10 protein-coding genes are annotated in these 12,879 nt (G+C 58.3%); 5 read left to right on the forward strand and 5 right to left on the reverse strand.

Annotation, left to right across the window (positions count from 1 at the left end):
• The 3 genes from CPY51_RS05345 to CPY51_RS05360 all read right to left on the reverse strand — a co-directional run.
• A partial coding sequence (locus tag CPY51_RS05345) for a cation diffusion facilitator family transporter (protein WP_146260072.1) occupies window positions 1-367 on the reverse strand: 367 nt, incomplete at its 3' end.
• An 80-nt stretch (window positions 368-447) separates the two neighbouring features.
• The gene (locus CPY51_RS05350; RefSeq protein WP_111159122.1) at window positions 448-3,027 is read right to left on the reverse strand and encodes a heavy metal translocating P-type ATPase; all 2,580 of its coding nucleotides are present in this window, start codon (window positions 3,025-3,027) and stop codon (window positions 448-450) included.
• Window positions 3,028-3,597: 570 nt separating this feature from the next.
• The gene (locus tag CPY51_RS05360; protein WP_244598453.1) at window positions 3,598-3,894 is read right to left on the reverse strand and encodes a hypothetical protein; all 297 of its coding nucleotides are present in this window, start codon (window positions 3,892-3,894) and stop codon (window positions 3,598-3,600) included.
• A gap of 323 nt (window positions 3,895-4,217) precedes the next feature.
• Between CPY51_RS05360 and CPY51_RS05365 the strand changes: the two genes are divergently transcribed.
• Genes CPY51_RS05365 through CPY51_RS05375 form a run of 3 tightly spaced genes read left to right on the forward strand, consistent with a single transcriptional unit; the run spans window position 4,218 to window position 9,996 of the window.
• On the forward strand, window positions 4,218-7,187 hold the full coding sequence (locus CPY51_RS05365) for a S8 family serine peptidase (RefSeq protein WP_111159124.1): 2,970 nt from the start codon (window positions 4,218-4,220) through the stop codon (window positions 7,185-7,187).
• A 4-nt stretch (window positions 7,188-7,191) separates the two neighbouring features.
• Window positions 7,192-7,848, forward strand: coding sequence for a nuclear transport factor 2 family protein (locus tag CPY51_RS05370; protein WP_195909432.1), 657 nt, complete (start codon window positions 7,192-7,194; stop codon window positions 7,846-7,848).
• Between the two features lie 45 nt (window positions 7,849-7,893).
• Window positions 7,894-9,996, forward strand: coding sequence for a hypothetical protein (locus tag CPY51_RS05375; RefSeq protein WP_146260074.1), 2,103 nt, complete (start codon window positions 7,894-7,896; stop codon window positions 9,994-9,996).
• A 34-nt stretch (window positions 9,997-10,030) separates the two neighbouring features.
• Here the strand turns inward: CPY51_RS05375 and CPY51_RS05380 are convergent, their stop codons facing one another.
• Complete coding sequence (locus CPY51_RS05380) at window positions 10,031-10,510, reverse strand: aldo/keto reductase (RefSeq protein WP_111159130.1); 480 nt, start codon at window positions 10,508-10,510, stop codon at window positions 10,031-10,033.
• 570 nt (window positions 10,511-11,080) lie between these two features.
• Here CPY51_RS05380 and CPY51_RS05385 point away from each other — a divergent pair.
• Complete coding sequence (locus CPY51_RS05385) at window positions 11,081-11,539, forward strand: helix-turn-helix domain-containing protein (protein WP_111159132.1); 459 nt, start codon at window positions 11,081-11,083, stop codon at window positions 11,537-11,539.
• A gap of 210 nt (window positions 11,540-11,749) precedes the next feature.
• Window positions 11,750-11,992 carry a hypothetical protein gene (locus CPY51_RS05390; RefSeq protein ID WP_111159134.1) on the forward strand — a complete coding sequence of 81 codons (243 nt, stop codon included), beginning with the start codon at window positions 11,750-11,752 and terminating at the stop codon, window positions 11,990-11,992.
• A gap of 96 nt (window positions 11,993-12,088) precedes the next feature.
• On the opposite strand, the gene CPY51_RS05395 is transcribed toward CPY51_RS05390, so the two are convergent.
• Entirely contained in the window at window positions 12,089-12,856 is a 768-nt protein-coding gene (locus tag CPY51_RS05395; protein ID WP_338049404.1) for a TetR/AcrR family transcriptional regulator, read from the reverse strand.
• Window positions 12,857-12,879: the final 23 nt, after the last annotated feature.

A 12,879-nucleotide genomic window follows, 5' to 3' on the forward strand; every position in this document is an offset into this window, starting at 1 on the left:
TCGCCTCCCACGTCAAACCACCGACCACCACCAGCAGAAAGACTGCGTTGAACAATGCCGCGAGGATCGACGTACCGCCGAGGCCGAATGTGAAGCGCTTGGTCGGCCTGCGCTTTGCAAGGATGATTGCCGCCCATGCGACACAAAGCCCGAGAGAGTCGGAGAGGTTATGACCGGCGTCGGCGAGCAGAGACACGGAATTGCTGGCAAGGCCGTAGACAACCTCAAGGATGACGAAGGCCGCATTTAAAGCCACGCCAATCGCAAAGGCCTTTCCAAAATTTGCAGGGGCATGAACATGGCCGAGCCCGTGGCCATGCCCGTGCTCATGATCGTGGTCGTGGTCGTGGTCGTGTTGATGGGGCATCGATGAGGCTTTCCTTGCAAATCTGCTTGTACAACGGGTTTAGCCACCAGCCGGACCAAGTCGTCGCACGCGCTTTGCCATCAGGACTCGGGTGCCGCTCTAAGAAGCCTGAGCGCGTTCATTGTCACCAGCACCGTCGCGCCGGTGTCCGCGAGGATCGCGGGCCACAGGCCGGTGATCCCGGCGATGGTCGTCACAAGGAAGACGGCCTTCAGCCCGAGGGCGATCGTTATGTTCTGACGGATGTTGCTCATCGTGCGCCGCGAAAGCTGGATCATGCGGGCGATGTCCGACACCCGGCCGTGCAGCACGGCGGCGTCGGCCGTCTCCAGCGCCACGTCCGTGCCGCCGCCCATAGCGATGCCGACATCCGCCGCCGCCAGAGCCGGAGCGTCATTGATGCCGTCGCCGACCTTGGCGACGACAAGGCCTTCTTTCTGCATCTCGCCGACGATCTTCTGCTTGTCCTCGGGCAGGAGCTGCGAGCGCACGGGGATCCCGAGCTGGAGGCCGATCGCCGTGGCGGTCCTGTTGTTGTCGCCCGTCAGCATGACCGTCTTCACGCCCATGTCCTCTAGCGCTTTCAGCCCTGCACGCGCGTCCGGCCGGGGCTCGTCGCGCATGGCGATCGCGCCCGCGAGCTTTCCGTCGACCACCAGCACCGACACGGTCTTGCCGTCGTCGTTCAACCTGGCGATCTGCGCCTGCTGCTCTTCCGACAGAGGGGCCCGCTCTCCGGCGGCGGGCGGAGATCCAAGAAAGAGCTCGCGGCCCGCAACGACGCCCGTCACGCCCTTGCCCCCGATCGCTTTTGCGCTTGAAGCCGAAGGGATTTCGATGGCGTCCTCTTCGGCCCTGCGCAGGATCGCGACTGCCAGCGGATGGCTGCTACCCGTTTCAAGCGCGGCTGCAAGCCTAAGCACTTCGGCTGGTGACGTCCCGAAGTCGAGGACGTCCATTACCTTCGGCCTGCCCTCGGTGAGCGTGCCCGTCTTGTCGAGCGCGACGGCGGTGATCTTTCCGAGCGTCTCCAGAACCGCGCCGCCCTTCAGCAGAAGGCCGCGACGGGCGCCGGAGGACAGGGAGGCCGCGATCGCCGCCGGCGTCGATATGACGAGGGCGCAGGGGCAGCCGATCAATAGGATCGCCAGGCCCTTGTAGACCCACTCGTTCCAGCCACCGCCAAAAAGCAGCGGAGGCACGATGGCGACAAGTGCCGCCACTGCGACGACGGCCGGGGTGTAGTAGCGCGAAAACCTGTCGATGAAGCGTTCGGTCGGCGCTTTCGATTCCTGCGCCTCTTCGACGAGCTTGACGACGCGAGCGATGGTGTTATCGGCGGCGGCGGCCGTGACGCGGACGCGCAGCGCTGCGTCGCCGTTGACCGTGCCCGCAAACACCTTGTCGTCCACGCCCTTGCGCACCGGAGTGCTCTCGCCCGTCACAGGTGCCTCGTCCACAGAGCTTTCGCCCGAGACGACAAGGCCGTCCGCGGAGATACGGTCTCCCGGCCTCACAAGGATGATGGCACCGAGGGCCACTTGTTCGGCCGGAACCTCGGTGGTCGTCCCGTTCTCTTCGACTAGCGCCATCTTCGGCACGAGCTTGGTGAGCGACTGAATGCTGGCTCTGGCCTTCCCCGCCGCGACCCCTTCGAGCAGTTCGCCGACGAGGAACAGAAACACCACGGTGGCGGCTTCCTCGCCCGCGTTGATGATCACCGCGCCCCCAGCGGCGATCGTCATCAGCATTTCGATGGAGAACGGCGTGCCTGCGCGCGCGGCCATGAACGCGCGCTTGGCGATGGGAACAAGCCCGACGAGCATCGCGGCGATGAACACCCAGGCTTCGATCTGCGGCAGAAGGTGGCCGACGACGTAGGCGGCGACCAGCGCGACGCCGGAAAGTATAGTCAGGCGGCCCTTGCGACTTTCCCACCACGGGCCATTCGTCGGGCCGTGTTCGTCTCCGTGCAGACCCTCCACTCCATGGTCGTCGCCGTCATGCGAATGGGCGTCGCCGTTGGCCGAACCGCCTCGTTCGGATCGCGCGATCGAATAGCCGAGACCCTTCACCTGGTTCTCGATCGCAGCGAAGTCCACCGGCGCGGCGTGGCTGACCGTCATGGAACCGCCCGTGACGGAGACGGAGACGTCGTCGACGCCATCGATACGTCTCACGGCGGTGTCGATCTTGGCAGCACAGGCCGCGCAGTCCATGCCACCAACCTGAAAGCGGGTCTGGCCCGGCGCAGCGGGCGCCACTTGTTGAGGACCGTGATCCCCGTGCGCGTGGTCGTGATCATGGCCAGCGTGACTATGATCGTGCCCCTCGTGCTCATGGCCTGCGTGATCATGATCGTGGCCCTCGTGGTCCTCATGCTCGTGGCCTTCGTGAGCGTGGGCGCGGCCCGAATGATCGATAGCTTGTGGTGGATTCTGGACCAGGGGCGACAGCGCGTAGCCAAGGCCCGAGATCGTCTTTTCCATCGTCGGAAGGTCGGCTCCCTCCGCGTGGCTCACGGTCATCGTGCCGGCGGTGACGGAGACGGCGACGTCCTCGACGCCTCGCGTCCGTCGTGCGGCGGTGTCGATCTTGGCGGCGCAAGACGCGCAGTCCATGCCTCCCACGCGATATTTCGTCTTCAAAACCTGGTTCATCGGCTCGATCCTCGTGTTTGAGGATATTCGTACAACCTCTAGCCGCTATAGGTGCAAGAGAAAAATGAGCAGGCAAAATTGCCACCTTGGTTGACGAACAGAGTTGGAAAGCTCGTGACCCCGAACGACTTTGCTTTGGCGAAGTCGGCCGCTGTGGCGTGGATCGTGCTTTCTTGCTTCCAGACGTTCAAAAACTCGGCCGCAGTGCTGGGGTGGCCGTCCGCCGTCAGTTAACGCGAAGCTACTTCGGCCACAACAGAACCGTCGGTGGTGTCGCGCGCGTCGACATAGAAGGCATGCTGAAGCGCGCGAAAGACGCTTAGCGTTCTGGACGCAGGATCCGTGCGGCCACGAAGGCGCGGCAGACCGGTTCGGTGTCGTAGACGAACCCTTGCCTCCGATCAACCCTTCCCGGTTGAAGGGCAGTCCGCTCGCCTCCTCGACCCTGGCACAGTGATGGAGACGAAACTGTTTCCCTCCATCGTTCAGCACGTCGGTTGTACCTGCGCCCAGTCCGCCGAGCACTATGTCAATGGACACAGTCTCATGGAGGCCATTTCGCTGCAGCCACTATCGCCGCAGCCGAAATCTTCTAGCCTCTGACGAACCGATACGCCGCCCCATTCGCTTTACATACCCGACGCCCCGATATGTCCAACGGCATCCGAGCATCCGGATCTTCTCGTTTGCAGCCTTGTCCAGCATGGCCGAGCTGTTCGTCAGCGCGATTTCCGGCTCTGTGTCGAAACCGAAGTGCCACTGTGGATTCTCGAAGGAGACGATATTGTTCGCCACGACATCCCCATCGATTGACAACTTCCAGGCTCCCGCCAGCGGTTCAATCGATGCTGCGAGATGATTGCTCATGATCTCCTCTCCACGCCATTCGGGATCGCGCCGACATCTTATCGTTGACTGGGCAAGGCGACTTGAGCGGTTGGTGGATGCCGTTGTTGTCGATACGCCTGCCAAGCTTTTATCGCGACCTGCAGGCCAGTTGAAATACTGGCTTGGAATTGAGCCCTTTAAGATCTTTTCCGTCCGCACATTCCAGCGATTTGTGACAACGACATACATGCTTCTGGTTACACCAAATCGGTGACATTGCGCGTCGGTTGCTTTGGGCGCAAGTTTGGGTATCGGACGATGTTCCGAATGCGAGAAAGCCGGCCCGACGATGGAGGATAGTCATGAAGCGTATATTCACGACAATCTTGACTGTTACCGCAGTTGCGATTCTGCTCCTGAATCCATCTTTCTTTGCCAGCGCTGCAGAAAATGAGACGGTCTTCATCCAGGACGACGAAACATATCCCGCGCACATAGTGCCGGGCCGCATCGCGTTGATCCTCTCCGATACGGCGATAGCTGACTCTGACCGCTACCAAAAAACGCTCGATAGCCTCGGCGGTCGACCTATTCCGACCCTTTCCGACGTCATCGTCGTGGTCGAAGCGCCCGATGCCAAGGATGTGAAGAGCCTCAATGCTGTTGCTCGAGGACTGATGAAGTCGTGGCCTGACCTGGTCGTGGATTCGGGCATTCTGGTTAAAATCGGCAACTCCGATCTACCCTACGTATTGACCAACAAGATCGTCGTGCAGATCGCCGATGACGCTGACGTCGGCCTCATCCAAACCATTGCCGAACGATACCATTGTGAAATCCTGGGGAACAATCCATTCGATAAGCGGCAGTTCGTGATCAAGTTATTCCCAGATGACGCGAGGAATGCGCTTGAGGTTTCCAACGCACTGAACAGCCTCTCGAGCGTAAAATTCGCCCATCCAAATTTCTACCGACCGATTGAAAAGCGCCAGGCACCGCCAGTCCCGAATGACGCCTTTTTTCCAAATCAATGGCACCTGAACAACACCGGTCAGGCTATGGGCACCCCCGACGCCGACATTGATGCTGATCGCGCTTGGGCGCTCGGACCGATGGGGCCGGGCAATCCCAATATCGTGATTGCAATTATCGATGATGGGCTTGAAGCCAACCATCCGGATCTCGCCGACGGCTTGTGGACCAACCATGCCGAGGAGATAGGCAGCCCAAACGTGGATGACGACGGCAACGGCTTCATCGACGATCTTCACGGCTGGGACTTCACACCCTGCATTACGCCGGTCTCCTGCGGCGACAACGATGTACGCCCGCGCCTGGACGAACTGCATGGCACAGCCGTTGCGGGCGCGGCCTTGGCGCGCGCAAACAACGGCCTCGGCGTGGCCGGGACATGTCCGCGTTGCAGCTTCCTGCCGATCAGAGCTCTTGACGGTACGGACTACGCTGAAAGTCTCGCAATCGACTATGCAAGGATGATTGGCGCAGACATTATTTCACTTTCTTGGGGATATGCTTCCGGCGTCGTGCTTCCTACAAATGTCGTTAATTCAATCAACAGCGCCGCGACAACTGGTCGTGTCCAAAACGGCGTCAGCAAGGGCATTGTCGTTGTCGTTGCCATGACAGATATCGTCGAGGACAATTGCGACGGCACTCCCGACCTTTCATCGCTCGCCAACGTGATCGCCGTTAGCAGTGCAACCAATCAAGATCAAAGGCTACCAGCCGGCTTCGGCACGTGCATCGATCTGCTCGCTCCAACCCATGGCGGCACGCTGGATGCGGTAACGACGGACAGGATCGGAGATATCGGCTACAACAATCGCTCGCCTGTTTCACCCTGCGCATCCGCCGAACCGGCACCTCCGCCACCTTCAAACCGGGACTATACCTTGTGTTTCGGCGGCACGTCTTTCGCCGCCCCTGTCGTTGCTGGTATCGCGGGCCTGATCCTGTCGCATGACAGTTCGTTGACCCGGTTGCAGGTTCAAAGACTTCTTCAGGATACCGCCGACAAAATATCTCCTTCCGGCGGAGCTTATTCGGAGCAGACAGGGTTTTCGGCGCCTGTCGGTGGCTTGCCTACGCACGGTTTCGGCAGGGTCAATGCCTTTGAGGCGGCACGGACGGTGGCGGGACGGGATATTTCCGGGCACGGCGGAGTGGATGTCTACGTGCGCGACAACAGCCTGGATTGGGGTAACACCGAGCAGCCATCAAATGTAACATTCGAACAGACCCGTGGATTTATACCCCATTGGCAAAGCGCCGATATCAAGGTCGATGCTCCCCCCTATCTCGCAACACAGCCGGCATCCTCGACAGAATTCGATGCGTTCGTCGACGAAATGCCACTTTCGAACACCGTCAATCGCGTATATGTCCGCGTCCATAATCGCGGAACACAAACTGCAACAGATGTTCAGGTTAAGTTGCACTGGGCCTTCGCGGGGGCCGGTCTCCCCGCTCTCCCTGCCGACTTCTGGCCAGCTTTTCCCGCAAACTCGACCGATGTTTCGATCTGGCATCCCCTGCCGGCTCAAACGATACCGTCGCTGCCCTATTCAGGTGCTTCCGTGGCCGGCAGCAGCAATGATAATTCCATCGTGCTGTCGTTCGATTTTCCGGCTCCCGTCTACAATGCGTCCATGAACAATCCGGATCACTTCTGCCTGTTTTTAGTTGTCGCCGCACCCGATGATCCGGTCTCCCAGATCTCGGCCGGTTCTCAGGTCCCGGACTTGATCACTCCAAGCGACAACAACGTGACGCAAAAAAACGTGCACCTTATCGATTCCGGCAATTCGAGTGGAATGAAGTCTCAGCTGATTGTTTCCAATCCCTTCGATCACCCAATCAACACGCGGCTCGTCGCCTGGCGCCCCAAGGATTGGAATGTTGAATCCACCGGCGTCGAACTAGGTAAGCGCATTGAACTGGGCGCCAAGGAGAGCCTGCACGCCGATATCTCAATCACATCCGATGGACAGCCCTCGGCTTCGATAAGCATCGTTCAGCTTTATAAGGCGTCGGACATGGACGAGGAGAGAATCCTTGGCGGGATAACATACGTTGTAGCGCCGAACATTCAGCCAGCCATCGTTCCCAGTCCAGGGTTGATAGAAAACGTCAGCATGCAGGAGAAGTTGGTCGCGGAATATTTGAAGCTCGTCGCCGAGACCATATCCAAGCCGGACGCCCGCAGCGAAGATAGAACTCTTTTGCATCGGCTCGGCATACTCATTGAAGAACAAAGCAAATTGCTTGCAGGGTTGGATGCTGCGCGGAAGGATTTCCGCTCGGATCATTGATCAAATGCCCGGCTTCTCCAACGAGATCAAAATGCAATGTACACCAGAGGAGGTTATGATGGTGAGACTTTGTGCGAGGTCGGTGAAGAGTTTGGTAAAAATATTCACGCTTCTATTGGGGTTCGGCATCATGCTCGGCGGAACGGCGATAGCGGCAAGCTGTGTCGATAAAATGAATCCAGCCTGGCTGCCGCCACGAGCCAATATCGTCAATCCTGCACCGGCCGACAGGCAGGCGATAATGGATTTGATTCACAGCTATAGTTGGGCTCTGGATGAAAAAAACACGGCAGCATTCGCAGAATTGTTCATCAGTGACGCACAATATGAGGCTTGCTCCGGCGGCGGGGCCCTACAGCTCGTCAAAACGACTTCAACGTCCGACTTGCAAGGATACATCTCAGATATTCTCAGCGATTTGGGGGCAAGGCAGGCGCGGCACTTTGAGAGCAATACGCTGCTGCATCAAAATAAAGATGGGAGTGTCAACGGAAAAACGACCCTACTGGTGACGCTTCAGTGGCCAGATAGGGAAGTTCCCGAGCCGGACTATACCGCAGTCATGCAAGAAACCTTCGTCAAGGACAAGGAAGGTCTTTGGCGCTTCTCGAAGCTGACACTGATCACGGACACGCCCGGAGTTCAAGCGCGAGCTCGATGACCGTTTTTGGTCAGACAATGACGGGCTTGGAGAGGGCCTTGCTGCATGGCTGCAAGAGGCTTTGCATCTATCATCGGCGTTCTTGCGGCAATTGTTTCCGCCAGCGGTTCATATTGGTTTTCGCCTCTTGGATTTGAACCAACGGAGATTGACCATTTCGGCTCACGAATGGCGACCACGCTGCCACTGAGCGGTGGCGGACAATCTTGTGAACGGGGCGGCAGGTGTGACGCCCTGACAGGGTGCATCGCGCCTGCGCCTCCTCCGGGCTCCGCAGTAAAAGTACTTCCCCAAGACAAAGTTTATGAGCACTATGTGCAGAAGCTTCGGATATTTGAAGCCTGCAGGGGAATAGTTCTTTCGAAGAAGAGCCAGAGCAAGCAGGATGTTCTGCGTGTCAATGTAGCCCCCTCTTCGCTTGAGGCTGAGGCGTTCGCTGAAGCGGTTCTTCGCCTTGACGGCGATATTCTCTGGGCGCCGGCTTCCGCAAGCGACAACACCGTCACCAGATTCGGCGACGAAGCGCGCGCGGTGTTTGGACCTATTCCGGATGCGGACTGCGCCAATGACGCGATGACCATGCCGATCGAGGTCGACGGCAACATTGTCGAGTTGAAAGCCAACCCGACCACGGCTAATCATCCGTTGGAATTCGAACATCGTGACGCCTCCGGCAAGGTGATCGCGTGGACCAGCGCGATTGAGAAATGCGACAAGCCCTCGCTAGCCGGAAACGTCGCCTTTTGCGCTCCCGGCTCGCGGCTGAAGCGTGTGGTAAGAGGCAACGTGGAATGGCTGACATTGTGTCGCAAGTCGACGTCGAATATGATGGTGAGCTCGAATCCCTATTGGCAGGCATCCAATCCACACTTCGCCCTTCTCGGGACGATCGGATTTAACTCCATCACCGGCGAGATCGTATTTTTTGACGGGCGCAAAGACCGAAGCGAGTTTGATTGGTCCCAGCCATTCGTCCCACCAGGAGGGCATTCTTACTCCGATAGTTCGGCAAGAGCGTCCGCCGAGGTGCTGTACGATCCGACATTTCAAATTCAATGCCATATCTGTCACGACAATAAGAGCCCCTATGTCATAGATCCACATGCCGCGCAGGCGCGTGTGGGATATTTCGATGGCAAGCAGGATTCACGAGCAATGGCGTTCAGTCTGGGCGGCTACCTGCCGGAAAGGCCGCGTACCGAACAGATGAATTTTCGCGTGATCGGCTCCAGCTATACCGCCGTCCACGGAGCCGACCTTGCCCACGCCAAAACGGTCCGGGATCCGACGGGAAGCTGTACGGCGTGCCATACTTTGACGACACAGATCACAGGCCAACGGTTTGCCGCCGATGCAGTTGGTCGGGAACCATGGATCGGCAAGCCGACATGGGACAAAGTCATGGAGCTGCAAGAAGAAAAGAAGAAGATCGCACGGATCGACAACCGGCGCACGGACTGGGCGCTTCGGTCCGGCGCCGGCAAGATCCATCCCTGGATGGTGCCCGGTAGCGGAAACGACTTGTCCGCTCTGCAGCCGCCGATGGGCGCTTCAGACTGGCAAAAACTAAGCAATTGCCTCTGGGATGCCGGCGGGGCCGAGTGCGGCTATCGACCGCTTTATACCGCCTGCCTTGCGCCGGGGTCAGGGCCGCAAGAGGACGGCTTCGTACCGACGGATCTGTCGATCGCGGTCATTCCGCCGTCATCAGACGAAACAGAAGCGCACCTTAGGGTAAGGTTGCGCTGGAAATATCTCAACGGCTACGGCGGCGTTCCGGAGAGGGATGATGTGCGGTTCAATGTTGCAGTCAAGGCGACCGCAATCCCGCTGCCGCTGGAGCCTCCATCCCCAGGCGACTATCCCAATTTGGATGAAAAAGACGGCAAAATGCGCATTGTTCTCAACGAAAATGTCGAGGCTTCTGATGACACAATGCTGATTAAAAATGTTTCCTACGTTGGACACCCCAGGTTCACTGACCCACGCCCATCGATAGTGCCACGAGACTTTAAGCTGGACATCCCGGCAAAGTGCAACAGGCGATATCTCGTTCGTCTCACCCCGAAAAGGTTTTGTTTCGATCAGAATGTTATGGAGTTTAGCCCCACAAATTATCTCATCTACGCCGACACCGTATGCCATTAACTCAGGTGGCCCATTGAATCTTGGCTGGACCCTATCAGGGAAGCGTCCAGGAGTAAGAGGCACGCCGTGCGCTTCTCAACGGTGTCTCGTATGCCCCGCCTGCGAAGGCTGCCCCGACGGACGACGACGCTCGGGGGAAAGGATTCGTTCCCGGCCTTACAAACGAGAAGCTGATCGACGCTGCCCCGATGTTCTCAAGCATATGCGGCATCTGGGTGCTGCCGGGGATCGGCACGATCCCTTCTGGCCCATCAGCCATGACAGCGCGATCTGACCAGGCGTCGCGCTTTTTCGCTCGGCACAGGTCTTCACAAGGGCGACGAGGGTCCAGTTGTTCGGCAGATTCAGGCGAGAACCGACCTTCAATACCGCGGATGTCGCCCTCGGCAAATCTCGTCCGCTCGTCGATGGCACTCGTCAAGAAGCCGACGCCAAGAGGACTCCACGGCACGAAGCCGATGCCGAGTTCTTTGCAGAGCAGAAGCACTCCATCCTCCGGGCCGCGCCATAGCATCGAATTTTCGCTGCCGCTGCAAAAGGGGCGAGTCCCTATACTCGATCATCTCGCGGAACGATTTTCTTCACGAAGGTTTCTGTGGTTGAACAAGAAGCCCGACTTTAAGGCGGTTCGCTGTCCTGCTTTTGCAAAGTTGAAATACCACACTCCCCGCCTTTGAAGCGTTGGGCTTCTGATCACTCGAGTCTGGATAAAACGCAGCACGACACGGATCAATTCTGTATGACAAGATTTCGTTGCGGTGTTCGATCTCGCCGACGGTGGATTGGGCCCTGAGCGCAGCTACAGTGCCGCCGCCCAATTTCGGCGCTGTACAACCGTGCTATGAATTCTGCAGCTACAGCTGTGCGCAAACTTGAACTCACTTTATTTCGACGCTGGGCTTTCGAGTTGATCTAAGGGCATTCACAAATTTGCTTTCGAGACAGACTTTTGGTTGAAATCGACGACAAACTAATACACATTGTACGGGCAAATCGGGGACTTGTTACTTGCCTCCTCCCCGGGCGTCTGGCAGACCGCCGCAGCTTGTCCGTGCGGCGCTCTTTTGCATGAGGAGAGCGCATAGTGAGTGCTAAATTACCAGACCCGATAGACGCCTATGTGGGTTCCCGTGTCCGGATGCGTCGCCTTATGCTGGGCATGAGCCAGGAACGGCTTGCCGACCAGATCGGCGTGACCTTTCAGCAGGTTCAGAAATATGAAAGGGGCGCAAACCGTATCGGTGCCAGCCGTCTGCAGACCATCGCCACGGTGCTTGCCATCCCTATCAGCTTCTTCTTTCAGCAAGACGTTTCCCAGCCATTGACGACAGAGGGACTAGGGCATCTTACGGGGCTGGAGGATCTTGCGGAGTTCTTGACCTCCAAGGAGGGCTTGGGCCTGAACAAGGCCTTCATGAAGATTACGGACAGGGGCGTTCGCGAATCGGTTCTGCTTCTGGTGACTTCGCTCGCCAACGCCGCGGAACCTGTCCTCGCGCCGCTTCCGGTCGCTGCCGATATCCATTTTGACCAGAGGAATTGAGCCTTGCCCCGTCGATTTTCGTGCGCACAGGCGCAGTTGAGGCTGCAACAGCGCCGTGAACGGCGACCGAGTTCGATTGTAGGAGCCTTTCTTACAACTATTCGCTGTGTCACGCTCTATGTCACGCGCCAATCCTGATTGTTTCGGTTAACGTGGCCTTCAATCGCAGCGGCGGCTATATCGCGCCGGCGCGGCAACGAGGGATATGTGATGACGGCGATGCTTCCCATAGAAACTGTCGGCTATGATACGGATGCACTCAAGGAACTCGCGTCCATTGCGCGCTTGATCACCTATGCACGCCAAAGCGCCAAAGGATTGAATGCGGATTTTCCGGTCTGGTGCCTGGATCTGGCGCTCGGGGCGGTTCTGCAGGAGATGTACTCGAGCGGCCCGCAGGCGCCGCTGCTCGACAATGGCATGGAAGAGATGAATTCTACGCCGCGACACTGAGCGCAATTTACCGCTTCTCTCCGGTGGGGGCTGGAGGGGGAAAATGTCGGCGCGGGCCATTGGTCCGCGTCGGCATTGCTTCTAGCGCCAGCGCCTTTAGTCGGCGCCGAGGCCTTGCTTGCAACGAACGCCATTTAAGAAAGCATTGAAACACCGGTGGATATGCTCATTGCGCGTCTCCCGATCCTGCCAGTCGTTCGGGCGACCGGGCGGTGAGGCCATCGCGCCGAACACCATGTCCATCAACATGCGCGCGCCGCTGAGGGGGTCGCCCAGGGCAATCCTGCCACGGTCGACCTGGTCTTTCAGCCAGTCGGCAAGCATTCGGCGCGACTGTGCGATGCCGTGCGTATGCAGTAAAGTCGCGACCTCAGGAAACTGCTGGGACTCACGCACGATAAAGTGAACGAATGCCTCACGGTCGCGCTCGGCAGCCTCATCGATATCAACCATGAAGATTTCTGCCAGCGTTTCGGCAAGTGGCATACTCTCTCCCAGTGGGCGAGGCAGCGCCAGCATCGTGGCGCGGTGTTCGGCAATGATCGCCATGAAAAGTTCGGTTTTGCTTGCAAACAGACGATAAAGCGTCTGTTTTGAAATCTTGCAGCGTGCCGCGACAAGATCCATTGTGGTGCCGCCATACCCGAACTGGTGAAAGGTCTTCCGCGCCTCGGCCAGGATCGCTGCCTGTCGGTCGTTATCGCTCGCAGTCTTCGGACGACCGCGCGGGCGGCGGATCTGATCGCAATTCTTCGTCTCCGTTCGACTTTGCATTCCGACAGCAACCCCGAGGCGATTGACATTTGCGGCAACCGTCATATTTTCTGTACTTGATCGTACTGTAAACCACTCGATGGGAAACATCAACGTGCAAAGCCTGGCAAGTT

This window comes from Arminella tubonensis (genome assembly GCF_003240585.1).
GTDB lineage: Bacteria > Pseudomonadota > Alphaproteobacteria > Rhizobiales > Rhizobiaceae > Rhizobium > Rhizobium tubonense.